19 protein-coding genes are annotated in these 24,945 nt (G+C 62.8%); 12 read left to right on the plus strand and 7 right to left on the minus strand.

Annotated elements, in window-relative coordinates; genetic code table 11:
- Positions 1 to 88: 88 nt before the first annotated feature.
- From ACTWLI_RS12030 to ACTWLI_RS12050, 5 genes are all read right to left on the minus strand, one after another.
- The gene (locus ACTWLI_RS12030) at positions 89 to 2,227 is read right to left on the minus strand and encodes a hypothetical protein (protein WP_445154064.1); all 2,139 of its coding nucleotides are present in this window, start codon (positions 2,225 to 2,227) and stop codon (positions 89 to 91) included.
- Positions 2,224 to 3,582, minus strand: a complete 1,359-nt coding sequence (locus tag ACTWLI_RS12035) for a glycosyltransferase family 4 protein (RefSeq protein WP_445154065.1) — start codon at positions 3,580 to 3,582, stop codon at positions 2,224 to 2,226. Before ACTWLI_RS12035 ends, ACTWLI_RS12030 begins: the two co-directional genes overlap by 4 nt.
- A 606-nt stretch (positions 3,583 to 4,188) precedes the next feature.
- Positions 4,189 to 5,688: a right-handed parallel beta-helix repeat-containing protein gene (locus tag ACTWLI_RS12040; RefSeq protein WP_445154066.1), complete on the minus strand. Its 1,500-nt coding sequence runs from the start codon at positions 5,686 to 5,688 to the stop codon at positions 4,189 to 4,191.
- A gap of 276 nt (positions 5,689 to 5,964) precedes the next feature.
- A complete protein-coding gene (locus tag ACTWLI_RS12045) occupies positions 5,965 to 6,501 on the minus strand; it encodes a DUF1697 domain-containing protein (protein WP_445154067.1) in 537 nt (178 codons plus the stop codon).
- Between the two features lie 40 nt (positions 6,502 to 6,541).
- Positions 6,542 to 7,261 carry an IclR family transcriptional regulator gene (locus tag ACTWLI_RS12050; RefSeq protein WP_445154068.1) on the minus strand — a complete coding sequence of 240 codons (720 nt, stop codon included), beginning with the start codon at positions 7,259 to 7,261 and terminating at the stop codon, positions 6,542 to 6,544.
- 162 nt (positions 7,262 to 7,423) lie between these two features.
- Between ACTWLI_RS12050 and leuC the strand changes: the two genes are divergently transcribed.
- Both leuC and leuD read left to right on the plus strand, forming a co-directional pair.
- Complete coding sequence (gene leuC, locus ACTWLI_RS12055) at positions 7,424 to 8,878, plus strand: 3-isopropylmalate dehydratase large subunit (RefSeq protein WP_445154069.1); 1,455 nt, start codon at positions 7,424 to 7,426, stop codon at positions 8,876 to 8,878.
- A gap of 51 nt (positions 8,879 to 8,929) precedes the next feature.
- Positions 8,930 to 9,532, plus strand: a complete 603-nt coding sequence (gene leuD, locus ACTWLI_RS12060; RefSeq protein WP_445154070.1) for a 3-isopropylmalate dehydratase small subunit — start codon at positions 8,930 to 8,932, stop codon at positions 9,530 to 9,532.
- 100 nt (positions 9,533 to 9,632) lie between these two features.
- On the opposite strand, the gene ACTWLI_RS12065 is transcribed toward leuD, so the two are convergent.
- Positions 9,633 to 11,105: a DUF222 domain-containing protein gene (locus ACTWLI_RS12065; RefSeq protein ID WP_445154071.1), complete on the minus strand. Its 1,473-nt coding sequence runs from the start codon at positions 11,103 to 11,105 to the stop codon at positions 9,633 to 9,635.
- A gap of 305 nt (positions 11,106 to 11,410) precedes the next feature.
- Here ACTWLI_RS12065 and murA point away from each other — a divergent pair, with 305 nt between their 5' ends.
- Genes murA through ACTWLI_RS12085 form a run of 4 tightly spaced genes read left to right on the plus strand, consistent with a single transcriptional unit; the run spans position 11,411 to position 15,753 of the window.
- Positions 11,411 to 12,736 carry a UDP-N-acetylglucosamine 1-carboxyvinyltransferase gene (murA, locus tag ACTWLI_RS12070; protein ID WP_445154072.1) on the plus strand — a complete coding sequence of 442 codons (1,326 nt, stop codon included), beginning with the start codon at positions 11,411 to 11,413 and terminating at the stop codon, positions 12,734 to 12,736.
- Between the two features lie 10 nt (positions 12,737 to 12,746).
- Positions 12,747 to 13,559, plus strand: a complete 813-nt coding sequence (locus ACTWLI_RS12075; RefSeq protein ID WP_445154073.1) for a lysophospholipid acyltransferase family protein — start codon at positions 12,747 to 12,749, stop codon at positions 13,557 to 13,559.
- A complete protein-coding gene (locus ACTWLI_RS12080) occupies positions 13,556 to 14,602 on the plus strand; it encodes an NAD(P)H-dependent glycerol-3-phosphate dehydrogenase (protein WP_445154074.1) in 1,047 nt (348 codons plus the stop codon). Before ACTWLI_RS12075 ends, ACTWLI_RS12080 begins: the two co-directional genes overlap by 4 nt.
- 2 nt (positions 14,603 to 14,604) lie before the next feature.
- Positions 14,605 to 15,753: a D-alanine--D-alanine ligase family protein gene (locus ACTWLI_RS12085; protein ID WP_445154075.1), complete on the plus strand. Its 1,149-nt coding sequence runs from the start codon at positions 14,605 to 14,607 to the stop codon at positions 15,751 to 15,753.
- A 23-nt stretch (positions 15,754 to 15,776) separates the two neighbouring features.
- On the opposite strand, the gene ACTWLI_RS12090 is transcribed toward ACTWLI_RS12085, so the two are convergent.
- Positions 15,777 to 16,280 (minus strand): DUF3515 family protein, encoded by a 504-nt coding sequence (locus ACTWLI_RS12090; RefSeq protein WP_445154076.1) that lies wholly within the window; start codon positions 16,278 to 16,280, stop codon positions 15,777 to 15,779.
- 133 nt (positions 16,281 to 16,413) lie between these two features.
- Between ACTWLI_RS12090 and ACTWLI_RS12095 the strand changes: the two genes are divergently transcribed.
- The 6 genes from ACTWLI_RS12095 to ACTWLI_RS12120 all read left to right on the plus strand — a co-directional run bounded on the left by ACTWLI_RS12095 (position 16,414) and on the right by ACTWLI_RS12120 (position 24,938).
- On the plus strand, positions 16,414 to 17,454 hold the full coding sequence (locus ACTWLI_RS12095; protein WP_445154077.1) for an LCP family protein: 1,041 nt from the start codon (positions 16,414 to 16,416) through the stop codon (positions 17,452 to 17,454).
- A gap of 800 nt (positions 17,455 to 18,254) precedes the next feature.
- Positions 18,255 to 19,499, plus strand: a complete 1,245-nt coding sequence (locus ACTWLI_RS12100; protein ID WP_445154078.1) for a glycosyltransferase family 4 protein — start codon at positions 18,255 to 18,257, stop codon at positions 19,497 to 19,499.
- A complete protein-coding gene (locus tag ACTWLI_RS12105) occupies positions 19,499 to 21,256 on the plus strand; it encodes a glycosyltransferase (RefSeq protein WP_445154079.1) in 1,758 nt (585 codons plus the stop codon). Before ACTWLI_RS12100 ends, ACTWLI_RS12105 begins: the two co-directional genes overlap by 1 nt.
- On the plus strand, positions 21,246 to 22,157 hold the full coding sequence (locus tag ACTWLI_RS12110; protein ID WP_445154080.1) for an ABC transporter permease: 912 nt from the start codon (positions 21,246 to 21,248) through the stop codon (positions 22,155 to 22,157). Before ACTWLI_RS12105 ends, ACTWLI_RS12110 begins: the two co-directional genes overlap by 11 nt.
- Positions 22,144 to 23,031 carry an ABC transporter ATP-binding protein gene (locus ACTWLI_RS12115; RefSeq protein ID WP_445154081.1) on the plus strand — a complete coding sequence of 296 codons (888 nt, stop codon included), beginning with the start codon at positions 22,144 to 22,146 and terminating at the stop codon, positions 23,029 to 23,031. Before ACTWLI_RS12110 ends, ACTWLI_RS12115 begins: the two co-directional genes overlap by 14 nt.
- Positions 23,031 to 24,938, plus strand: a complete 1,908-nt coding sequence (locus ACTWLI_RS12120) for a glycosyltransferase family protein (RefSeq protein WP_445154082.1) — start codon at positions 23,031 to 23,033, stop codon at positions 24,936 to 24,938. The genes ACTWLI_RS12115 and ACTWLI_RS12120 overlap by 1 nt, the downstream gene beginning before the upstream one ends.
- Positions 24,939 to 24,945: the final 7 nt, after the last annotated feature.

Consider the following 24,945-nt stretch of genomic DNA (forward strand, 5'->3'; position numbering starts at 1 on the left):
CTGCACTTATTGTTTATGATTTGCTGTCCGAAGTACGCCCTCGCTCTGTCCACCAGAAGCAGCGGGGCCGAGCAAGCCGAGGCACAGCCTATCGAGCCCGCTGTCCATCGAGGGAGAAACGGATCTGATTGGCTCGATCTCCCCACGAGTTCGACAGGCGGCAATCGCTGAACCGATACGTTGAATAGTCGGAAGTTGCTAGGTCCTGCATAGACTCAGCAACGGATTGAGCAGACCTCCCACAGGTAACGCCTACAGACTCAGATACCACAAATTCGGCTATTGCCATATCAGCAAAGGTAAGAATAGGGTAACCACGCTCGATCATGGTCATTGTCTTATAGGGAAAGCTAAAATTGGCGTAAGTGCTCGAAATAAGAACGATCCCGACGCACCGGTCGGACCGCGGAATGTAATCAGCAAGATCTACATTAAGAACTCGGATTGCTTCGCGGGTGACAGAGCTTAGCTGCCCAATAGACGTGGTTAGGGCATCCTGTTCCTCCTTGCGGACCACGAAGTCAAAGTAATACTGATCAGGATTAAGTTGAGATATCGCCTCAAGGTAGGTGTCCATATTGTAGACGTCCCCAACGCCTCCGCTGTAGACAAAGGTGGTCCTGTCTGTGGACTCTCCCGAGAGCCCCGAAGATTTGACGGGAAGAGTGTTGCTCCAGGATATCCCGGGGGGAAGAGGGGCCCACTCAACGTTTATAGGATTGTGGGAGCCCAAGTATCCCTTGAAGGCAACCGCAGACTCAGAATTTGGAGCGAAGAAAAGGTCGCATACCTCGGAAAGAACTCGGACTTCGTAAAGTCCTCTAGCGGTAATCGTCCTGTGGTCAGTTGAGGAAGTCGAAAGATATGCGTTGTCGGGATCCAACCAGTGGAGATCACGGATAAACCAGCCAACAAGACAGCCAGCGCTACGCAAAGATACCAGAAGATCTGCGAGTAGCTCTATGCCGTCGTAAGTGGCAATCGGGGTAGTCGAATTCTCACCGTAAAAGTAGGCAGGCCTTATGCCCCGGCCAATTAGCCACTGAAGATAGGTGGTCTTTCGCTTCAACCCCGCTATATTTGACGACACCATTACTGTCGGCCGCTCTTCAGCGAAAGCCTCTGCAATGTTTCGAATTCTTTGGGGACGTGCCCCGTTGGCCCGATTCTCAATTGGGGCGACGGTGAAAAATACATCGAAGTCTGATGCATTTTCGGAGCCTGCAAGAGGCTCATAGAACCAAGGCAGTTGCTGGGCTACAAGCTGGTCGATGGCACCCAGCGCAAATGCGCTCGAAATCAGATTATCCGCCAAATTTGATTCCTTGGTGCCTTCGCCTACGCTCGCTACAATCAGCTTTTGAACGAGAGCCAGGCCCCTACCAAAATTTGCGAAGTCGGAGGCTGAATAGACAAAGGATGAATTGAAAGTGTCATCGACAAAGATCCTGTCTGACTGTCCTGCCAAGCCGGCTATCACGGTGCCGGTATTCCTAGAATCACCAATTATGATGCAGTGTGAACAGTCTCCTATGCGATACCGCATAGTGGCGGGGAAAGTCCGCCCCATTCGCAAGTCGATACTGGAGTACAAGGAACCTATGTCGACGCGTTTTGATGCAAATCCGGCCTGTGTGAGTATCTCCTCGTAGTCGTTGAGCTGACTGACCGTCCTCGCATCGTTAGCGGCCGCATCGTAGACCAAAGCCACCTTCTTATGGTTTACGTCGTGGTGCAGTATCCCCGTCTGCACGTCCGCAAACGACGGGTACTTTAGATGCGGTGTCGTCGAACCGTGCGCCGCGGCTTTATCCATCTCGTATGAATCTTCAAAAAAAATTCTGCGGGCGTTGGTATTGATCGCGGTGAAGCTCTCCACGTGGCCAGTACGACGACTGGAAAAGTCCAGGTCACCTCTGAGAAGAATGGGAGTGAAGTCATGTGAGTCCAGCACGGTGCTGGCATAATTTGCAGCCGTCATCCCGACCGCGAGAACGCGTCCTATTCCGCGTTTTCGGATAATCGCTTGAAAATACCTCGTGCGTAGAATATGGCGCGAGGGAGCCATGCGCGGGTCCAGCCAGGATTCTGCTGCCTCAATGCCGTCTGGGTAGAAGCGATTTTCGGTGACGTGATAAAACCAAGCCTCTTCATCCGCGGCTTTGTGGGCGGAGAGCAGGTTGCCTTCGACGGCGCCCGTGTCAGATATAAAAATCAGTGAACTCAATGCCTAGTTCCTTTTTCGAGCATGCCAAGCATTTCTGCTTCGCGTCGGACAGTATTCGATTCGTCGCACTGACTGCGTGCACGTTTCGCAGCGTTTTCCGACATTGAAAGAAATAGTTCCGGACTGTTGAAGATGCGAAGAATCTCATCCGCCATATATGTTGAATCTTCTGCGGGTGCGAGCACAGCGCATGTTTCATCGGCGAACTCAGGAATGGCGGTGACTGCGTTAGTTACGGGGACTAATCCCGAGGACATTGCTTCGTCTCGAGACACACCCTGTGAGTCTAGCCGCGTGGGGACCAGAAATAGCCCGTAATCGCGATGGAGACTTGCGATTTCCTCTTGGGATGCGAATCTCTGTTCAATCGATACATTGGCCTCCTGACCGAACGCCTCGTCGAACTCGTGAAAATACTTACCGTCGCCAATGATCTTGACCTGGACCATGTCCCAGTACTGGGTCGCTCTGATGCGATTGAGACAATCGATAGCAAGATCGTTGCCGTATTTCCGCGCATCGCTGCTCCGGACCCAGAGGATCTTAAAACGCTGAGCCGGCTCCTTCGGGATATATTTGAAAAGTTCCGTATCGATAAAGTTGTGAATAATTTCGGTCCTCGCGTGCGGAAACGTCAACTCCATATCCTCGGACACTGCTTGCTGCCACCATTTTGAGACGAATACATATTTTGCGGGACTTTGCTTGTGCTTGACGACGTGGTGCCAGAACCGCTGAAGTTGCATCGACCGTGATATGTTGCTATCGAGTTCCTTGAACGTCTTATATTCGAATATTCGACGAATCCACCTATTAACTTCGTAACCATGTAGGAACACGTACAGTTTTGAAGTGTCTAGGTATGGGGAAATAACATTCCACATATCGTGATTCAGAAAATGAACGCTGATGGACTCATATCGCCTGGAACTGAGAAGAGCTAAGAGTTCATGTACATACCCTGAGAGGACATCCACGCCCTTGTAGTTGTATGTCATTCGGGTAAGACGTTTACCAAATGCCATTACATCAACGTCGGCTCCATACTGTTTGTACAATTCAACGCGACGATGAATGAACCCGTTCCCGTATTCGGCGCCATAGTTGGGATACTCGTTAGCAAGGATTAAGTGCCTACCGGTTGAGGGTGCAGTTTTGCGGAGGTATGCGCGAGCGACGTGGTATTGGTCCAGCATCTGAACCTCATGCTGGCTTGGGGCAGAGATTGTGGAGGGCGCGATTGGTTTATCGACGCCCCGCTTCAGATACATGTTTTCTAAATACAGATATGAAATCAGTTCATCATTGGTATACGTGGTGCCGATGAGGTCTGAAGTTATGAGATCCGATTGCACGTATTTCTACCCCGTTTTTGAGATTGTAATTGCACACGAACTAATTCTCGTCCGGGTCAACCCTGGTGGTGCTCCCTGTGGAGTGCGCCTCAAGCCAGTTGGATCATACCGTGTAGCCTTCAGCGGTCGAGGACCGCTACCCCGATTAAGTCCGAATCCCCGCATCCATCCAAAGGTAAGATGGCTGTTGGCGCTGATGGAAAACTTGCAGTCGTTGAGCGGTTCGAGCCAGGCGACGAGCCGTTAGTTGGAGAACCGCAAATGCGCAGAGCGTTTGGCCAGGTTGGTGGCATTGGTAGTCTGCTGGTCTTTCCCGAATAGCACGGGCCCTGCCGGGCGCCGGTGCCGTGGCGCTGTCGTAGATGTAACAACCGGACTTCGCGCGGTCGGATGTGGCAACCGATGAATTGGCCACCTACGTCGCGCCGGTCGCTCTCTCACGCACGGTGGAGGCGAAGGCTGGGCAGGACCGGGAAGCCACTCTCGGGGTTGCATACCCCAGAGGAGACTGCGTCTAGAGGCGACTTCGGTAGGGTTGACGCATTAATGGCGGTTGCATCCGCAAGGTTCTATATCCCAACTTTATGGCAGACGCAACCTAGCTGTTCACTGGGTTACCCACGTTCCAGCCTTGGCCAGCAGGTAGTTTCCAGTCTTCGTGTCAAGCCACTTTGAACCGTTCTTGAAAAGAATCGTTGTGTTCCTGTTCCCGATAATGTCGGCGTGGAAGTGCCTCGACGAGGCGGAAGCCGCGACCGTTTGGTTCACAGTATCTTGGAACCGCAGGACTACCCGGTTGAAGCCCGTCCACGTGCCCTCAGCTGTGTAGGCGCCCCTCCCGGCGTAGAACCCGCCAGACTTGGCATCAGTTATGCTAACGGTTGCCTCGATCTCGATGTTGTGGAAGTTGTTTGGGCTCCCGCCAGGCTGCCCGTTTGAGAGGTACACCGCCCAACCGGTCGTCTGGTCGATGTTCGCTCCGTTGATTTTCACGTCGGACACGTTTCCCAGTTCGGAGTCAATGAAGATGCCGTATTGGGCAGCTCTTACTATGTCTGGGTCTGTGATCTGTAGGTGCGTCACGCCGCCGAGACGAATGCCGGAGTGTCCCGAACTCACCTTGTTTCGGTTTCGAATGATCGGGCTGACTACTTTGACGCACTTGGCCATCTGGATCAGGAACCCGCAGGTGTTCCTGTTGACCAGGCCGCAATCCTCGGCTAGGCAGTTCAGGAAGAACACATTCTCGTTATAGACACCGTCGGCGTGAAGGCCGCCGAGAAGTTTAAAGCCGGTACCTGTGCAATTAATGGCGGAGCAACTATTGAGCCAGAGATTCCTAATTTGTGCAGGGCCGGAGATCCGGAACCCGTGCTCGCCAGCATCGTGCACAGCTACGTTCTCTATGCGAATCTCTTCTGCAGCATCGTTGGACTCCAAAAGGACGCCGTTGTGGCCAGGTGCGTAGGCAGAGTTCGGGGAGGCGCCATGGATCCATCCGCCATTGAGACGGAGGCGGGATGCGTCACGAAAATGAGCTCCGCACTTATAGGTTTCGATTTCGAGCCACCTGATCGTCAGGTTTGGTACTCTCTCAGCGAACAACGAGTAGTCGAAGTTCTTTATGCGCACACGATCAATGGTGACGTCGCTCGACCCGGTTATATTCAGGCCGTTGTCCCGTACGTTACCGCTGCCCTGCCCGGGGATGGCCGACTCGATATCCACAACGTCGATGCGGACATTTGTTGCTCCCTGGATACAGAGTCCAGAGCCGCTGACACCGCCAAGAGTTGTGATGTAGACACCGCCCGTGACGGTTGTGTGGGAGCCGATCCGGATTTGCGGGTTGCGACCCGTCTGGGACAACGCCCGGAACCTCGAACCGTTTGTGTACAGTTGAAGCCCTGTCGGGAGGACCAGAGTTCCGCCGAGGATCATGGTCAAACCGGCCGGTATGGCTAGGGGGTAACCAAGAGCGACAGCAGCGTTCGCCGCCTCCAGCAACGCGCCCCGGTCATCCGTTTTTCCGTCGCCTCTAACCCCGTAGTGGCTTGCATTTATGACGAATTCACGGTTGCTGCCAGCTCCGTCCAGCGGTGTCATCTCGGAACCGGGTACGGTAGAAAATTGCGCGGCGTCAGCGGTAATTCCGGCGTGGGTCGGGCGCACATTACCGCTTAGTCCTTGGATGCTTTGAGGGGCAGTAGCTAGTCCTAGACTTCCGAAGACTATGGCCTTCCTACGTGTCATCGACATGATGATCAACCCTTCATTGGCACCTGGCACTCTTCCCGGAAAGCATGGTCCCAAGATCGTCGTTGAACTTAGGGACGGGATTACGGTTGATGCGCTGCCCGAAGACTTCCAAACTGCAGTGGGTCACATTCCCACTGCGGTGTCCCGGACCTTGATCATCGTGCGCAGGTTGCGTGTGGTGGTAGAGGCTTTGTACTTGGGTTTCGAGGAGAGCTTGCTGAACGGGCTGTCCAGGGTGCCGCCGACGGGAGCCAGCCAGGCCACCGCCTCGGGCCCGAGCCGGACGAGTTCCACGCCCTCCAGCTGCCGGCCGGCGTCGTAGAGTTCGGACAGCGCGGCCGGATCGGAGGACAGCGTGACGTAGCTGTGCGTTGCGGCGTCGTCTGGGGGATAGGGGCAAGCGGATACCAGTTCGGCCACGCGGTCCGCCGTCAGCACCACCACCCAGGCGTCATAGCCGAAGCCCTCGCGCAGGCACGCCTCGAACTCTGCCTTGACCGCTGCCGGCGCGAGCTCGCTGGAGAGCACCACGTTGCCGCTGGCCAGGAGCGTCTTCACCGCCGAAAAGGGGCGGGGCTTCAGGGCCTCCTTGAGCTCGGCCATCTTGATGTTGATGCCGCTGACATTGACCCCGCGCAGGAAGACCGCATAGCTGTTCATGGCCACAGCCTAGCGGCGCCCGCAAGTAAAGCGGCGGCGCCTAGTCGTTGGTTTTGCGCAGCGCCTCGGTGAGGATGCGGGCCGCGTTGCAGACCACTTCGGCGTGCAGCCGGCCGGGCTGGCGCGTCAGGCGCTCGATCGGGCCGGAAATCGACACGGCGGCGATCACCCGGCCGGACGGACCGCGGACGGGCGCCGACACGGAGGCGACCCCGGGCTCGCGTTCGCCGAGGCTCTGGGCCCAGCCCCGGCGTCGTACTCCGGCCAGGACGGTTGGCGTGAAGCGTGCGGCCTGGAGGCCCTCGAGGAGCCGATCGTGGTCTTCCCACGCCAGCAGCACCTGCGCGGCGGAGCCGGCCTTCATAGACAGCTGGGTGCCTACCGGAATCGTGTCGCGCAGGCCGATGGGCCGTTCGGCGGAGGCGACGCAGACGCGCCACTCACCCTGCCGGCGGAAGATCTGGGCGCTCTCGCCAGTGGCGTCGCGCAGCTGCATGAGCACCGGGCCGGCGGAGGCGATGAGGCGGTCCTCGCCGGCGGCGGAGGCGAGCTCCACCAGGCGGCTGCCGAGCACGAAGCGTCCCTGGATGTCACGGCTGACCAGTCGGTGGTGGACGAGCGCCAGGGCCAGCCGGTGCACGGTGGGGCGGGCCAGTCCGGTGGCGGCAACCAGCTGCGCCAGGGTGGTGGGGCCGGCCTCGAGCGCGTCGAGTACATGGGCCGCTTTATCGATGACGCCGACGCCACTAGAATTGTCCATGTAATGATATTGCCGTCTCATTATCTGAGATGCAAATCATTGCGCTGGCGCATTCGACGGCGGTGCTGGTTCAGTGGACAGCATCAGCCGGTAGCAACCGGATCCGTCGCGCGGCATCATCCGGGCGCGACGCACTTAGGACAGCAGTGAAGGGAGCAGGCCGTGGCAAAGACATTGGCCGAAAAAGTCTGGGACGCGCACGTGGTGCGCAAGGGGGACGGCGAAGGAGCCAATGCCCAGCCCGACCTTCTCTTCATTGACCTTCACCTCGTGCACGAGGTGACCTCCCCGCAGGCGTTTGAGGGCCTGCGCCTGGCCGGCCGCAAACTCCGGCGCCCGGACCTCACCATCGCCACCGAGGACCACAACACTCCCACGCTGGCGATCGACAAGCCAATCGCGGACCCCACCAGCCGGACCCAGATCGAGACCCTGCGCAACAACTGCAAGGAATTCGGTGTGCGCCTGCACTCCCTCGGCGACGCCGAGCAGGGGATCGTGCACGTCGTCGGGCCGCAGCTGGGCCTGACCCAGCCCGGCATGACCGTGGTCTGCGGCGACTCGCACACCTCCACGCACGGTGCCTTCGGTGCCCTCGCCATGGGCATTGGCACCTCCGAGGTCGAGCACGTCATGGCCACCCAGACGCTTTCGCTCAAGCCGTTCAAGACCATGGCGATTAATGTCGAGGGCACCCCGCGCCCCGGCGTCTCGGCCAAGGACATCATCCTGGCCGTCATCGCCAAGATCGGCACCGGCGGCGGCCAGGGCTACGTCCTGGAGTACCGCGGCTCCGCGATCCGGGCACTGTCCATGGAGGCCCGGATGACGATCTGCAACATGTCGATCGAGGCCGGCGCCCGCGCCGGCATGGTCGCCCCGGACCAGACCACCTACGACTACATGCAGGGTCGGCCGCACGCGCCGCAGGGCGCGGACTGGGATGCCGCCGTCGAGTACTGGAACACCCTGCGCACCGACGATGACGCAACGTTTGACGTTGAGGTGGACCTCGACGCCGACACGCTGGAGCCGTTCGTGACCTGGGGGACCAACCCGGGCCAGGGCGTATCCCTGTCGGAGAAGGTGCCGTCGCCGGCGGACTTCGGCGACGAGAACGCCAAGGCGGCCGCCGAGCGGGCCCTCCAATACATGGGTCTCGAAGCCGGCACGCCGATGAAGGACATCCGCGTCGACACCGTCTTCCTGGGTTCCTGCACCAACTCCCGGATGGAGGACCTGCGGGCCGCCGCGGACGTCATCCGCGGCCGCACCAAGGACCCGGCCATCCGGATGCTGGTGGTTCCCGGCTCCGCCCGCGTCCGGCTCGAGGCCGAGGCCGAGGGGCTGGACAAGGTCTTCACCGACTTCGGCGCCGAATGGCGGTTCGCCGGCTGCTCCATGTGCCTGGGGATGAACCCGGACCAGCTTGAGGTGGGGGAGCGCTGCGCCTCAACCTCCAACCGCAACTTCGAGGGCCGGCAGGGCAAGGGCGGCCGCACCCACCTGGTGTCGCCGGTCGTGGCCGCGGCGACGGCGGTGCGCGGCACGCTGAGCTCGCCCTCGGACCTGGAGCCCGTAACTGAACCCGCAGGCCAGCGCGTGGGCGCGGCGTAGCGCGTACCGCTCCCGGCCCCTCCCCGCTTGGCAGACCCAGAAGGATCCGCAATGGAAAAGTTCACCACCCACACCGGCATCGGTGTCCCGCTGCGCCAGAGCAACGTCGACACGGACCAGATCATCCCCGCCGTCTACCTCAAGCGCATCACCCGCACCGGCTTCGAAGACGCGCTCTTCTCGGCCTGGCGGAAGGACCCGTCGTTCATCCTGAACCAGGAGCCGTTCAGCGCCGGCTCCGTGCTGGTCGCAGGACCGGACTTCGGCACGGGATCCTCGCGCGAACACGCCGTCTGGGCACTGAAGGACTACGGGTTCAAGGCAGTATTGTCTTCCCGGTTCGCCGACATCTTCCGCGGCAATTCGGGCAAGCAGGGCCTGCTCGCCGCGGAGGTGGCGCAGGACGACATCGAACTCATCTGGAAGGTGTTGGAAAACGCCCCCGGCACCGAAGTCAAGGTCGACCTGGTCTCCAAGACCGTCGAGTGCGGCAATGTCGTCGCGCCCTTCGAGATCGATGACTACACCCGCTGGCGCCTGCTGGAGGGCCTCGATGACATCGGCCTGACCCTGCAGCACGAAGAAGACATCACCGCCTACGAGGCCACCCGGCCGGCCTTCAAGCCCACCACGCTGCCGGCAAAGCTGTCCTAGGCAGGAGCGGAAGGCGCCGTGCCGCCGTCGGGTTTGAAACCCCGACGGCGGCACTTTGCTTTTGCAGTGCCTTGCCCGCCTAAGCGGGCGCCTTGCCTGCCTAAGCGGCGGCACGTGTCTTCCGGCGGGGACCCTGGACCTTTGCCCGGTGTCTTATCTCTCGTCGCCGGGCCGCCATGACGAGGTCCGAAGATATGGCCGTGTTGAATCGCTGTTCGCGTGATCCGCCCATGCTGGTCCCCGGCAGTGGTAGTGCGGTGGAGCGGTAGGTGTGGCCGGTGGGGGTAGTCAGTTCGAGGCTGTGCCGGCCTGGTCCGGGTCTGGGTTGGGCGGTCCAGCCGGGAGTTTCTTTGGTGTGGTTGCAGTGTTCGCAGAGTCCGGCGCCGTTGGTGGCGGTGGTGGGTCCGCCGGTGTGCCAGGGGATGATGTGGTCCAGGTGGCGGGTGGGGGCGTCGCAGTACGGGGTCCGGCAGGTGTCGTCGCGGGCCTGGATGAGGCGGCGGAGCCCGGCGGGGAAGAGGCGGGCGCGGGAGTCCATCGCGGTGAGCTCTCCGGTGGTCGGTGCGGTGTAGAGCCGCCGCAGCCAGACCGGGAAGGCCGGGTTCCTGCCTACGCCGCCTCCGTGCCCGGCCGTACTGCCGTTGACCGCGCCGTTTCCGGCGCCCGGCCCGCTGTCATCGTCCGCCCGGTCTCCGCTCCCGCCGGTGCCGGCGCCTCGGCTGGCCAGTTGCCGCGCCCAGCCGGCGGGGACGATGCCGTAGCCCGGCAGCCGAGCCGCTTCGCTGTCGCCCTGGAACAGGGTGCGGTCGGTCATGACGAGCTGGATGCTGATGCCGCCGATCCCGCCGGGCGCGCCGGTGGTGCGGTCAACGAGGGCGTCGGCCATCAGCTGGCCCCGGGTACGGGGGTCCCCGTCGGAGCGCGCGGCATCCGCTGCCCGGGTGAGGGCGGCGTAGACCGCAACGGCCTGGGCCGCGGGGAGCAGCGCGGTGAGGTAGCACATGGTGTCCGGTGCGGGGCGGACGCTGACGTACCGTTCGGTCGCGGCGTGGGCTGCCCGCTCGGTAACCGTGCGCGGGTCGCGCCGGTAGGCGGCCGCCCTCGCCGCGGCGGTGATGGTCCGGTCGCCGGCGCCGTCGAAAGTCCCGGCGTCCGCGGCGAGTTCTTCGTCCACCGCGGCCCGGTCCGCGGCGGAGAGGCAGGCGGTCTCGCGGACCAGCAGGGTGGCTCGCCATTCGTTCAGCTGCCCGGCTTCCAAAGCGGCGAGGGTGCGAGGCATCTCGGTCACCAACGCTTTAGCCAGACCCAGGAGGCGGGAGCCTTTGGCGGGGGATTCCCGCCGCGCCAAGGCGATCTCGGCACCAACCCCGGCACCCAGTTTGTCCGCGGGCATGCCGGCGTCGGCCTGCTCCGCGCGCCTCAGCAGATCGAACGTCACGGCCAGGCGGGCCTGCCGGGCCGAGAGTGCAGATTTTTCGTCTTCGAGGACGCGGATCTGATCAGCGATCGCCGCGGCACTCACTGGGGCGCCGTCGTCGATTGAAACCCGGGAGAGCTCCTCATTCCCTTCCATGAATCAAGTCAACAGCAGGGGGCTGACATTATTGCGTTCGCGACTGCAGCCGCCGGCCTCGAGGTGTGGTGTGGCCGCCGGGGCGGCGCAGTAACTTCGCGTAGTCGCAGACCCGACGCGGCTGCCATGCGCGACGTGCCGGGCGATGTCACGGCCCTCAACACCGGCTAGGCCGACACGCCCCGTCCTGAGCGCCTAACGCCACCCGCCACCGCGCCGTATTTCAGATCGGTAACGCTAGCTCCTATGCTTAGCTGGAGCCTTTGTAAGGATTTGGGGGCGAGTAGTCGTGAGGAAACTGGTAAATGAGTAGTGTTTTGACAATCCGCGGAGGCGTCCCGCTGACCGGCCGTGTCACCGTTCGCGGGGCCAAGAATCTTGTCCCCAAGGCGATGGTCGCCGCCCTGCTGGGCAACGAGCCTTCCGTGCTGCGCAACGTTCCCGAAATCAAGGACGTTGAGGTTGTCACCAGCTTGCTCCAGCTCCACGGCGTCACGGTGGACAAGGACCCCGTCACCGGGGACCTCACCCTGGACCCGACCAACGCCAAGACCGCCTCGCACACGGCCATTGACGCGCACGCCGGCGACTCGCGCATCCCGATCCTGCTGTGCGGGCCGCTGATCCACGCGATCGGCGAAGCCTTCATCCCGGACCTGGGCGGCTGCAAGATCGGTGACCGGCCCATCGACTACCACCTGAACGTGCTGCGCCAGTTCGGCGCCGTCGTCGAGAAGCGCCCCGGCGGCATCCACATCTCCGCGCCGGGCGGCCTCAAGGGCGCCAAGATCGCGCTGCCATACCCGTCCGTGGGGGCCACCGAGCAGGTCCTGCTCAGCGCCACCCGCGCGGAGGGCATCACCGAGCTCACGGGTGCGGCCACCGAGCCGGAAATCGTTGACCTGATCGCCGTGCTGCAGAAAATGGGCGCCATCATCAGCGTCCAGACGGACCGCACCATCCGGATCGAGGGCGTGCAGGACCTGGGCGGCTACAACCACCGCGCCCTCTCCGACCGCAATGAGTCCGCGTCCTGGGCCTCCGCGGCCCTCGTGACCCGCGGCGACATCTTCGTCGAGGGCGCCACCCAGCGGGACATGATGACCTTCCTGAACACCTACCGCAAGGTCGGCGGCGGCATGGACATCGGCGAGGACGGCATCCGTTTCTACCATCCGGGCGGCAAGCTCAACCCGCTGGTGCTCGAAACCGACGTGCACCCCGGCTTCATGACCGACTGGCAGCAGCCCCTGGTCGTTGCCCTGACCCAGGCCGAGGGCGTCTCGATCGTGCATGAGACGGTCTACGAAAACCGCTTCGGGTTCACGGACGCCCTGATCCGGATGGGAGCCAGCATCCAGGTCCACCGCGAATGCCTTGGCAGCGTCCCGTGCCGCTTCGGCCAGCGCAACTTCCTGCACTCCGCCGTCATCTCCGGCCCCACCCAGCTCAAGGGCGTCGACATCGACGTCCCCGACCTGCGCGGCGGCTTCAGCCACCTGATCGCGGCACTGGCCGCCACCGGCACCTCCCGCGTCACGGGCATCGACATCATCAACCGCGGCTACGAGCGCTTCACCGAAAAGCTCGCCGGCCTGGGCGCCGATTTCGACATCACGTCGGCCCGATAGCGGGGACGCAGTGAAGGAAACGGCCAAGAGCCACATCACCTTTGTCATTGTGGCCGGAATCGTCCGGCCCGTCATGAACCTGCTGATGAACAAGAAGTGGGAAGGGCTGGAGAAACTGCCGGCCGGCGGCTTCATTGCCGTCCCCAACCACTGCACCGAAATCGACCCGCTGGTGATCGGCCACATGCTCTACAACCAGAAGCGGATGCCGCACTTCCTGGCCAAGGGCAGCCTCTTCAAGGTGCCGGTGCTGGGTTCAGTGCTGCGCAACACCAAGCAGGTCCCGGTGGAACGTTCGACGGCGGGCGCCAACCGTTCGCTCCAGGTCGCCAAGGAAGTCGTGGACGAGGGCGGCGCCATCATCATCTATCCGGAGGGCACGCTGACCCGCGACCCCGAGCTGTGGCCCATGAAAGGCCACACCGGAGCCGCCCGGATGGCGCTGGAAAGCGGCATCCCGGTCGTCCCGATGGCGCACTGGGGAGCGCATGAAGTCTTCCCGCGCTACGCCAAGCGCTTCCACGTCTTCCCCCGTAAGACGTCCCGGGTGCTGGTGGGCGATCCGGTGGACCTCAGCGCATTCGAGGGCCGGCCCTTGGACAAGGCCACGCTGACCGAGGCCACCGGCGTCATCATGGACGCCATCACCGACCTCCTGGCGACACTGCGCGGCGGCCAGCCGCCGCTGGTCCGCTGGGATCCCTCGGCGCACAACCAGTCCACCCACGGGCGCTTCATCGAACGAGGCGGCAAGAGTGGCGGACCCGCCGGAGGCACTGCCGCGGACGGAACTGCCGGCACCGCCACGGACGGCACGAAGTGACCGCAGATTTGACCGGTTCGGCCCGGCGCGTTGCCGTGCTGGGGGCCGGTTCCTGGGGGACCACGTTTGCGAAGGTCCTCGCCGACGCGGCCACCGCTTCCGGCGTCGAGCGTGACATCCGGCTCTGGGGCCGGCGCGCCGCCGTCGTGGACCAAATCAACACCGAGCACCGCAACGGCCAGTACCTCAAGGACATCGCGCTGCCGGCGAGCATCACCGCCTCCACCGACGTCGCCGAGGTCATCGAGGGCGCCGACCTGGTGGTCCTGGCAGTGCCCGCTCAGACGCTGCGGCCGCAACTGCGCGAGTGGAAGCGCCTGATCGGACCTGACGCGCTGGTGGTCTCGCTGATGAAGGGCCTGGAACTGCACACCGACGCCCGGATGAGCGAGGTGATCCGGGAAGAGCTCGGCATCCCCGCCGGACGCGTCGCTGTGGTGTCAGGCCCGAACCTGGCCATGGAGATCGCGCGCGAGGAGCCGACTGCGTCGGTCGTTGCCTGCGCGGACGACGCCGCGGCGGGCTGGATCGCACGCAGCTGCACCGCACCGTACTTCCGCCCGTATACGACGTCGGACGTCATCGGCGTGGAGATCGGCGGCATCGTCAAGAACATCATCGCCCTGGCTGTCGGCATCTGCGAGGGCAGGCAGATGGGCGATAACACCAAGGCGTCCGTGATCACCCGCGGCCTGGCCGAGACCTCCCGGCTGACCCTGGCCCTGGGTGGGGAAGCCCGGACTATGGCCGGGCTGGCCGGTCTCGGCGACCTGGTGGCCACGTGCTCTTCCGCGCTGTCCCGCAACCACACGGCGGGACGCCTGCTTGGCACGGGGCTGACCCTGGAGCAGGTCACCGCCGAAATGACGCAGACCGCCGAAGGCATCAAGTCGGCGCAGGCCGTCCACGAGCTGGCCGGGAAGGTGGGCGTCGAGATGCCCATCACCGCCGCCGTCGTCGCCGTGCTGGCCGGCAAACTGTCCGTAGACGAACTGGGGCCGCTGCTGCTGTCCCGGGACCTGAAACCCGAAGGCGATTACTAAGAGTGTCGGAAAACAACGTGAGCCCAGAAAACACCACCGGCAGCGCCCGGCCGCGGGTGGCAGTGCTGTTCGGCGGCCGCTCCAGCGAGCACGCCGTCAGCTGCGTTACCGCGGCGGGGGTCCTCGGGGCGATCGACCAGGCCAAATACGAGGTCATTCCGATCGGGATCGCCAAGACCGGCCAGTGGGTGCTCGTCTCCGGGGACACCAAGCAGTGGTCGCTGTCCTCGACCTCCCTGCCCGAGGTGGCACCGTCGGAACAGACCGTGACGCTGGCGGAGATCGGCGGCGAACACCAGCTCATCGTCGCCGCACCCAACCAGGTCCCGCAGGAACTCGGCTCGGTGGACGTGGTCTTCCCGCTGCTGCACGGGCCGTTCGGCGAGGACGGCACCATCCAGGGCCTGCTGGAACTCTCCGACACCCGCTACGTCGGCGCCGGCGTGCTGGCCTCCGCGGTGGGCATGGACAAGCACTTCATGAAGGTCGTGTTCGAGTCCGCCGGTCTCCGCGTGGGCCCGTACATCGCGGTGACGGACCGGCAGTGGCTGACCGACCCGGAACTGGTGCGCAAACGCGTGGACGCGCTCGGCTTCCCGGTGTTCGTCAAGCCGGCACGGGCGGGCTCCTCTATGGGCATCTCCAAGGTCGACTCGCTGGAACAGCTGGACGCCGCCATCGAGGCCGCCCGGGAACATGACCCGAAGCTCGTGATCGAGGCTGGCATCGTGGGCCGCGAGATCGAGTGCGCCGTGCTGGAAGGCCGGGGAACCGATGCGCCGCGGACGTCGATGCCGGGTGAAATTTCCGTGGCCGGCGGCGGCCATGACTTCTACGACTTCAACGCCAAATACGTCGAGGACAATGCCGCGGCGCTCAGCTGCCCGGCCGACCTGCCCGACGAGGCCAGCGCCCGGGTCCGCGAGCTCGCGGCCGTCGCGTTCGACGCCGTCGGTGCCGAGGGCCTGAGCCGGGTGGACTTCTTCTACACGCCCGAGGGTGAGCTGATCATCAACGAGATCAACACCATGCCCGGGTTTACGCCCAAGAGCATGTACCCGCAGATGTGGAAGGCCTCGGGCCTGGGCTATGCGGAACTGATCGACGAACTGATCCACCTGGCCCTGCACCGCAAGACCGGCCTGCGGTAAGAGCCGACCTGCCTGCCGGCCGCCTACTTGCCGGCGGGCAGGTTCTGCAGATCTTCCTGGCCCACGCAGTTCCGCGTGGCCTTGACCTTGCCCGCGGCGCTGGCCAGTTCCGCCAGCACGGTGGCGGAACTGATCTTGTCCGGGTCCATCAGCACTTCGGTGGCGGGTTCCCGCCCGAAGGTGGTCAGCGTCCACACCGGGTTGCCTTCCTTGATCACCCAGTCGACGCCGTTGACGCTGACGCAACGGTCCGTGGTGGGGCCCGGGACATTCACGCCGCACCGGAGGATCACCAGCGACGGATCTCCCCACGCCGCAGTCGCCTGGCTATTGGTCTTGCGCAGTTTCGCGTCCCCGATGCTGTCCGGCAGGGCCAGCATCATCGGCGCGCACGCTGCGTTCGCCGCATCCTTGGCCGGGGCGACGTCGACGGCGGGCGAGCAGGCGCTCAGCACGAGCGCACCGGCCGCGGCGGCAACCACCAGGCGAAGCGGACGTGCGGCTGCAGGGATACGGGGCGAAGGCATTGCTTAAGCCTATCCCGGCGGGGGCATCTGGAGGTTTCAGCAACGTGCGGCCCCACAACCCGTCCATGGCACAATGGGCCCAGCTATTTCTGTTCGCACTACGACGATCGTTACAAGAGTTGGGAACGCAACAATGTCCGTTTACACCGAAGATCCCGCTCCTCTCGACGGAGGCCAGCGGCCCCGGCCGAAGAAGAGCAGGACCGCGCGCAATGTGCTGCTGACGGTCGTAGCGTTCTTTCTCGTCGTGGCGGTCGGGGCCGGGGTCTACGCCTTCAACTTGGCGAACAGCTTCAACACCAAGTCGCAGAAGATCGAGCAGGCCTTCCCTGCCGAAACTGCACGGCCGGCTGAAACTAAAACGGACGCCGTGAACCTGCTGCTTCTTGGCAGCGACAGCCGTGCGGCTGCACTGGGCGAGGCGGAGGCTGGCGGGGCGTCCGACCAGCGTTCAGACACCATGATGTGGGTCCACATTCCCGCGGACCGCAAGAACATCTACATGATGTCCATCATGCGCGACACCTGGGTACAGATCCCCGGCCACGGCGAAGCGAAAATGAATGCCGCCATGGCTCTGGGCGGCATCCCCTTGGTGGTTCAAACCCTGGAGGGCATGTTCGACAATCGGATCGACCACGTGGCGGTTGTAGATTTCGAAGGCTTCAAGGCCATGACCGACGCCTTGGGCGGGGTCACCGTAAATGTGCCTGCGGCGTTCAACACGAAACAGTTTTCCTTTTCTGCCGGCAAACAACAGCTCAGCGGTGAGCAGGCCCTCGCCTTCGTCCGTGAGCGCAAAGCCTTCACCGACGGCGACTACCAGCGGGTGAAGAATCAGCAACTTTTTCTGAAGGCCCTGATGTCTAAGTTCCTCACCGCTGAGACGCTGACAAACCCGGTCCGGATCAGTAGTCTCGTGGACACGGTGTCGCCGTTCGTGAGCGTGGACAAGTCCCTTGACGCCACGGCTGTGGGCTCCCTGGCGGTGGGACTGCGCAATGTCCGTTCCTCTGACGTCGTCAGCTTTACGCTGCCCACGCTAGGCATCGGCACGTCCGCGGACGGCCAGTCGATCGTGCTTCGCGACGATGCCGCCATCGCAAAGGTCGGGGCCGCGCTGCGCGATGACACGCTGGGGGAGGTCGCTAAAACCGCGGGTTCTGGCTCGTAGCGGGCCCTTAATGTTTTTTGCGGTTGCAGTAAACCGGTAGGATGCTCTCGGCGCGGTCACAGAAATGCGGCCACGCCGTAAAGTGCGGCGGGGATTCTTACGACGCACCTAACTGGATTTTGCTGGGGGAACATTGAACGCATCACACAGCCGCGGCGCGCGCACGCGAGGGATCACGACGGCGGCTCTCGGCGCCGCCGTCGCTCTCGGCCTCGGCGCAGCTCCCGCCCAGGCCGAGGATGCTGTGACCCCCAGCCCCGACCCGATCATCATTGTGGAACCGGCGCCCCCGGCGCCCGCTCCGGCGCCGGTGGAGCCAGCCCCAGCGCCGGCGCCGCCCTCACCGGCGTCCCCGGCGCCCGCTCCGGTGCCCGTCAAGGTGCCGGCAAGGCCGGCTCCCGCTCCGGCCGCGCCGGCGGCACCGACTCCTGCGTCGCCCGTGGTCGTACCGGCCGTGCCGCCCGGTCAATCGCCGCCGCCGGTTCGGGAAGCGCCGGCCCAGGCAGCCGAAGTTGTAGCGCCGACGCCGACGCTGACGCCGTCTGCCACCGCCTCAGCGGCGCCGGTATCCTCCGCACCTACTAAGACGCCAGAGCCCAAGCCGGCCAGCGAGAAGCAAGCAATCGAGTCTGCACCCGTGATCCAGGCCGCCGTCACGGCGGCTACTGGAAGCCCTTTTGGCGTCCAACTGGCGACCGTCGTTGTCCTGCTGGCGGCTGGATTCGCCTACTTCCGCGCACTGGGTTCCCGTGGGCGAGTGAGCCCCAAGGGTCGTCGTTAGAATGGTCCCCGGTTTCTCCGTGAACCAGTCGAAAACTTCCCGCGGCGCGGACCGGCCGATCCGGGTCAGCCTCCTGGTGCATTCCTACTGGCCCGAAACCAGCCCGCCGCAGCGGCGTTGGACGGCCCTGCTTAAGGAGTTCTGCTCCAGCGGGTGGGACGTCGAGGTCATCACGCCGGTGGCGCACGCACCGTCCGGGCGCCGGGAGGTGCCCGAAGAGCAGGCTGGCCGCGCCTTCCGGCGCCAGGAGGGTCAGTTCACGGAGCTGATCCGCCGAGTTCCGTTCTTGCCGCACGGCAATTCGCAGCTGACCCGCTTCATTGATCACTGTTTCTCAGCCGCCATGTCCGTTCCGGTGGGGCTGTTCAGCCGCCGGCCCGACGTAGTCGTCGCTACCGCACCCAGCCTGCCCATCCTGGCCGCGGGGTATTTGCTGGCGAGGCTTCGCCGCGTGCCCCTGATCGTCGAGATGAGGGACGCCTGGCCGGATCTGGCCCGCGACTCCCGCATGGTCAAGGGCCGGGTCAAAAGTGTGGTGGAGGTCGCCGTCGACTTCATCCAGCGCCGTGCGGACCTGGTCGTGACCGTCACGGAAGGATTCGCGGAGACTCTGCGCGGACGCGGCATCAAGAACGTTGCCACGGTCAGCAACGGACTGCATGTGGACACGATTCCCGTGCTTGCGCCGCCCGAGCCGGAGCGCGACCATTTTGAGGCGTTGTACCTTGGAAACCACGGTGCGAGCCAACGTCTGGAAGTGGTGATCCGTGCCAGCGCGCTGGTAGGAGACTCCATGCACCTGCACCTGGTGGGTGACGGGACCCGCAAGCCGGCGCTGCAGAAGCTTGCGCGTGAGCTTAACGCCCCAGTGACTTTCCATTCATCCCTGCACGGTTCGGCTGTCCTGGAGCGCTATGCCTCGGCTGACACCTGCATCGTCTCGCTGCGGGACGACTGGAAATCGTTTGAAACCACCGTGCCGTCAAAGACCTACGAGGTCTTGTCGCTCGGCCGCCACGTGACGGCAATTGTCATTGGTGAAGCCGCCCGCATCATCACGGACGCCCAGGCCGGAGACATTGTGGCCAGCGGCCCGGAAGCCGTGGCCGAGCTGTGGCGGGAGTTGGCCGCTGACCGCTCCCGGCTGGTGCGGGACGGAGCCAGCCGGCAATGGGTGAAGGAACACGCGGACTATTCCTTGCTGGCCGAGCAGTACATGGCCCTGATCTCGCGGTTGCTCGACCAGGAGCCGGAAGCCTCCTGATGACCCAGCTATTTCGCAATGTCCGACTGGCCGCCGGTGTCATCGCCAGTCATCTGACCGACGATCCGATGCTTCTGCTCCTGCAGGTGAGCCGGCGCCTTCCGGCGCGACTGGTGGGGCCGCTTTCCCAAGCTGCGACCCGCATCGCTCCTTACAATTCCTCCGGGCGTCCCGCCTTGCTTGCAGCGTTGGTGGGAGGAAACGCCGACGAAGTGCAGCGCCGGCTGGCACTCGCCGCCGCTGCTAAGCCCACGGGGGAGCGCGCCCGCCAGCTCGCCGACGTGGCCCTCGCCGCCCAGCTTCCCGACCTCGCCGACGGCTTCCTTGACCGCGCCGAGGGTGCCCGCGGGCTCTCACAGGCGCGCGCCCGGAGACTCTGGTACGACGGTGCGTTGAGCGACGCCGTTGAGGTCCTGGAAGATTTTGTGCGCGGCGGCGCCGGTCACGGCACTCGGGGGCAGCTGGCCCGGCTCGCGGCAGAGCGGGACGTCCTGGCCGGGTTGGCAGCACCGGTGCTGAACCACACCGACTACAGCCCAGTTCCGCAGCGGGTCCTTCATCTGTTGACCAATTCGCTGCCGCATACCGCGAGCGGTTACGCTCAGCGGTCGCATTCCATCCTGGCCGCGCAGCACGCCGCCGGCTGGGACGTCCTTGCCGTGACCAGGCTGGGCTACCCGGTTCAGGTAGGAAAAATCTTCGCCAAGAACGAGGACGTGGTGGAGGGCGTCCGCTACCGTCGTCTGTTGCCGGCGCGGCTGGCAGCAACCCCGGACCAACGCCTGCAGCAGCAGGCGCAGGAGCTGCTGGACATCGTGCTGGAGTTCCGGCCCAGCGTGCTCCACACCACCACGCACCACGTCAATGCCCTCGTGGTTCGGGCCGTGGCGCAGGCTGTTGGTATCCCGTGGGTCTACGAAGTGCGTGGCCAGCTTGCCGACACATGGGCATCAACGCGGCCTGCCGCAGCCAAGGACAGCGAACGATACCGGCTGTTTCAGGAACGCGAAGCCGAGGTCATGCGAGATGCCGACTTAGTGGTGACTCTCGGCAGCGCCATGAAGGCGAATATCGTCGCCGCCGGCATCCCGGAAAGCAAAATCATGATCGCACCGAACGCCGTAGGCGGCGAGTTTCTTGAAGAGCCACGGGACGCAGCCGCGGTCCGCCGAGAGCTTGGGCTCAACGAAGACGGGCTGTACGTCGGGACGGTCAGCAGTTTGGTAGCCTATGAAGGCCTCGACTGTCTTATCGATGCATTTGGTTTGCTCGCCCCCCGCTTTACGGATCTGAAGTTGTTGATAGTTGGCGACGGCGCGGACCGCCCGGCTCTTGAGCTGCAGGCCCGCCGGTTCGGCCTAGTCGACCGCATCATCTTCACCGGGCGGGTTCCCCGCGAACAGGCAGTTCGCTATCACCAAGCTCTGGACGTCTTTGTGGTGCCGCGCAGGGACTTGGATGTGACGCAGTCGGTGACCCCCCTCAAGCCTGTCGAGGCTCTGGCCTGCGCGCGGCCGGTGGTGGCGAGTAGGCTGCCTGCTTTGGCAGAAATTGTCCATGACGGTGTCAGCGGCACCCTGGTTGAGGCCGGCGACGTGCCCGGACTAGCCGCGGCTCTGGAGTCGCTCCTCGCGGATGCGTCGAAGAAGATCCGCATGGGACGTGCCGGACGAGCCGATGTGCTCGGAACCAGGACTTGGGCAGCGAATGCTCGAGCTTTGTCAGCTGCTTACAGTGAGCTGCTGAGTGAAAAATGAGGAGAACGTGTTAGTGTCCACCGATTCCCGCGTGGCGCAGGATCAGATGGCCGTCCAGCCGCTGTCCGTGGACATGCGCCGACTGACCAGGGTTGGCTCCCGCCCCGGTTTCCTTGACTATTTAGTGCAGCTCTGGGACTTCCGGCAGTTCATTTTTTACGATGCTCGGGCCCGCGTTCAAAGTGGCACGCGACGCGACCGCCTCGGCAGCGCTTGGCTGCTATTGAACCCGATATTTAACGGCCTGACGTACTACCTAATCTTCGGTCTGCTGTTGAACACCAGCGGTGGCATCAAGAATTTCGTCGGGTATTTGGTCATTGGAATTTTCACCTTTCAGTTCAGCTCTGGAGCCATCACTTCAGGAGCCCGGTCGATCCGCAACAACAAGTCAGTCGTACAAGCATTCAACTTCCCTAGGGCAGCTCTACCGATCGGTGCGAACGTGCGGGAGTTGCTCTCGGCGGTGCCGCTGTTCCTCGCTATGTTGCTGATCACCGTCGTCCTTCCGCCAGCGGAAGAGATCACATGGCTCTGGCTCCTGGTAATTCCGGCGGTCCTGTTGCAGGCACTCTTCAATCTGGGCGTGGGGCTGATACTCGCACGCATGATCTCCCGAATCAACGACGTCACGCATCTCATTCCATTTGCCGTTCGGGCCTGGATGTACTTGTCCGCAATTTTCTACACCTATGACCGTTTTGTCACGCACCCGCAGGTCCTGGCTCTCATCAAACTCAATCCGCTTTTCAACGTGATCGACATCATTCGCGACTGCGTGCTCTACGCCAGGGTTCCGCAATGGCAGTCATGGGCGATCCTGGCCGCGTGGGCACTTGCAACCCTAGCCGTTGGTCTCGTGTATTTCTGGAAAGGGGAGGAATCATATGGACGCGGATGAGCAGGCAATTTACATCGACGGCCATCCTTGCGTAGTCGTCGACAGAGTGGAAATGCGCTATAGGGTTGCGTCAAGTGAGTCTGTAGAGCGGCCAAAGGAGAGATTCAGCTCCCGGGTCCTGCGCAGTGCCGTGCCTAAGTCCAGTCTGGTCACCGTTCACGCGTTGAACGAAATTTCCCTGGTGGTTGAGCGCGGTGAATCGGTGGGCATTATTGGCCGGAACGGTTCCGGTAAAAGCACCCTAATGAAGATCATCAGCGGCCAATCGAAGCCGACGTCGGGCGCTGTGTACGCGTCAAGCACTCCTATCATGCTTGGTGTCAATGCAGCCTTGGTCCAGGACCTTTCCGGTGACCAGAACGTCATTCTTGGTTGCCTAGCCATGGGTATGAGCCGGGCCGAAGCCGACGAGAAGTTCGACGGCATTGTGGAGCTTTCCGGTCTTGAGAAGTCGATTCACCTTCCGATGAAGTCTTATTCGTCAGGCATGGCCTCGCGCCTGCGCTTTGCCATTGCCGCAGCAGTCGACCCCGAGATCCTGTTGGTGGACGAAGCCCTCAACACCGGCGATGCGCAGTTCGCGGACCGCAGCAAGCTCCGCATGGATGAACTCCGGGCCCAGGCCGGCTGCGTCTTTCTGGTAAGCCACAGCCTCGAGACCATCAGTGATATGTGCACCCGGGTTATTTGGTTGGACAAGGGGGACCTCATCATGGACGGCGAACCGAACGTGGCCATAAAGGCGTACCAAGAGTTTACGAAACAACTGTCCAAGGGGAACAACATCTCCGCGGAGGCGATGCTCGAGGAAGCCAAGGCAAATCTCGTAGTTACTGAAGTCCGGGAACGCTCATCGCGACGGGTCCGTGGGTAATGGTTACGTTAGCATCGCTGCGCAAAGCAGCTTGGCACTACCGTGCGGGGGGCGTTGCCCAGCTACGTCAGTGGCAGTTGCGCCGGAAAGCGGAACAAGGCTTCTATGTTCCACTAAACACCAAGGGGGCCGAGGGCGGATGGACCGGTCGCGGCCGCAAACGACGCCTCCGTTTCGCGCCGTATGAATCGCCGGCACGGCAACCGCGGCGGAGCGACTTAAAAGTCGGGGTCATCCTGGACGATTTCAGTCGCGCCGCGTTCTCTTACGAATGGAACCTTGTTGAGCTCCGGCATGGTGGGTGGCGCGACCAGCTGACGGAAGAGCGTGTTGACTTCATATTTGTCGAATCGGCCTGGAACGGCAACGCAGGCTCGTGGAAGTACCGACTCACCGGGGCATCCGGGCCAAGTGTGGAGTTTATCAACCTCCTTGAGTGGTGCGCACAGCAAGGCATCCCCACCGCTTTTTGGAATAAGGAAGATCCGCCTCACTTCGATGACTTCCTACCCGCTGCGAAACTGTTTGACTTCGTCTTCACGAGCGATGCCGACAAGATTCCCGAGTACGTACGCGAACTCGGTCATGACCGGGTCGCTACACTGCCGTTTGCTGCGCAACCGGCTATCCACAATCCCATCCGACCTAGACATGGGTGGCATTCCCGGGGTGTGGCCTTTGCTGGAATGTACTTCGCGCATAAGTACCCGGAACGGCGGGATCAGATGGATATGCTCATCGGCGCGGCCTCCGCAGAGGCGGACAGAGGTGGTGCAGACCTTGAGATCTACTCCCGGCAGTTGGGGGCTGATGTGAATTATCAGTTCCCAGCGCCTTTGGACAAACGCGTTGTGGGTTCGTTGAGTTATGCCGAAATGCTCACCGCGTACAGGGCGCATAAAGTCTTCCTCAATGTTAATTCGGTTACCGAATCTCCCAGCATGTGCGCTCGGCGAATCTTTGAAATCTCAGCGTCAGGGACACCCGTCGTATCGACGGCCAGCGCGGCCATAGCGAAGTTCTTTGCCGAGGACGAAGTCATGGTGGTGGGCTCCCGGTCCGAGGCGCAAAACATCCTCAGGATGTTGACGTCCAGTACAGAACTCAATGAACGTGTCGTGCACAAGGCGCAGCGCCGCATTTGGAGCGAGCACACCTATGCCCATCGGGCAGAAGCTGTCATTCAAGCCGCGTCCCCCGGAATGGCGCGACCCGTGGGGCGTCCCTCCGTTAGCGCGCTCGTATCCACGATCCGGCCGCACCAACTCGAAAATGTCTTTCAGGCGGTTGGACGCCAGTCAGGCGTAAAGGCCGAACTTGTTCTGCTCACACACGGGTTCGAGGCGGATAAAGACAGGCTGGCCCACTTGGCGTCCGTTACCGGCGTAGACCACTACACGGTGTTAGCGGCCTCACCAAGCCTGACTCTGGGCGAGTGTTTGAATCTCTGTGTAAAAGCTTCTTCAGGAGAGATTCTCACCAAGATGGACGATGACGACTACTACGCTCCGAATTATCTGCTCGACCTGCAATTCGCCCTGGAATACTCGGGGGCGGACGTGGTGGGGAAGCAGGCCCACTACATGCACTTTGAGGCTAGCGGCGCTACTGTGCTTCGGGCGGCCCATATGGAACACCGGTTCAGTCGTTCGGTTATGGGGCCGACCATCACGGCGGCGCGCGAGGTCTTTGAGCTGAACCCCTTTGAGGAACGAAGCCGGGGGGAAGACACGGCGTTCCTCGCCTCAGTGGCTGGCAATGGTGGCTCCATATATTCGGCCGACCGGTTCAACTACTGCCAGATGCGTAGCGGTGCGGGTCATACCTGGGCCGTAGCGGACCACGAGCTGGCTGCCAGTGGCAAGATACAGATTTTCGGCAATCCACGCGAACACATCGCTCTCTGATTGGGGA

Source organism: Arthrobacter sp. Hor0625 (genome assembly GCF_052567525.1).

Excerpts from the sequence above, each read along its gene's own strand:
- ACTWLI_RS12120 (WP_445154082.1), top strand. The coding sequence starts at position 23,031 with ATGGTTACGTTAGCATCGCTGCGCAAAGCAGCTTGGCACTACCGTGCG.
- ACTWLI_RS12045 (WP_445154067.1), bottom strand. The coding sequence starts at position 6,501 with ATGAACAGCTATGCGGTCTTCCTGCGCGGGGTCAATGTCAGCGGCATC.
- ACTWLI_RS12050 (WP_445154068.1), bottom strand. The coding sequence starts at position 7,261 with ATGGACAATTCTAGTGGCGTCGGCGTCATCGATAAAGCGGCCCATGTA.
- leuD (WP_445154070.1), top strand. The coding sequence starts at position 8,930 with ATGGAAAAGTTCACCACCCACACCGGCATCGGTGTCCCGCTGCGCCAG.
- ACTWLI_RS12095 (WP_445154077.1), top strand. The coding sequence starts at position 16,414 with ATGTCCGTTTACACCGAAGATCCCGCTCCTCTCGACGGAGGCCAGCGG.
- murA (WP_445154072.1), top strand. The coding sequence starts at position 11,411 with ATGAGTAGTGTTTTGACAATCCGCGGAGGCGTCCCGCTGACCGGCCGT.
- ACTWLI_RS12090 (WP_445154076.1), bottom strand. The coding sequence starts at position 16,280 with ATGCCTTCGCCCCGTATCCCTGCAGCCGCACGTCCGCTTCGCCTGGTG.
- ACTWLI_RS12115 (WP_445154081.1), top strand. The coding sequence starts at position 22,144 with ATGGACGCGGATGAGCAGGCAATTTACATCGACGGCCATCCTTGCGTA.
- ACTWLI_RS12105 (WP_445154079.1), top strand. The coding sequence starts at position 19,499 with ATGACCCAGCTATTTCGCAATGTCCGACTGGCCGCCGGTGTCATCGCC.
- ACTWLI_RS12065 (WP_445154071.1), bottom strand. The coding sequence starts at position 11,105 with ATGGAAGGGAATGAGGAGCTCTCCCGGGTTTCAATCGACGACGGCGCC.
- ACTWLI_RS12040 (WP_445154066.1), bottom strand. The coding sequence starts at position 5,688 with ATGACACCGCTGGACGGAGCTGGCAGCAACCGTGAATTCGTCATAAAT.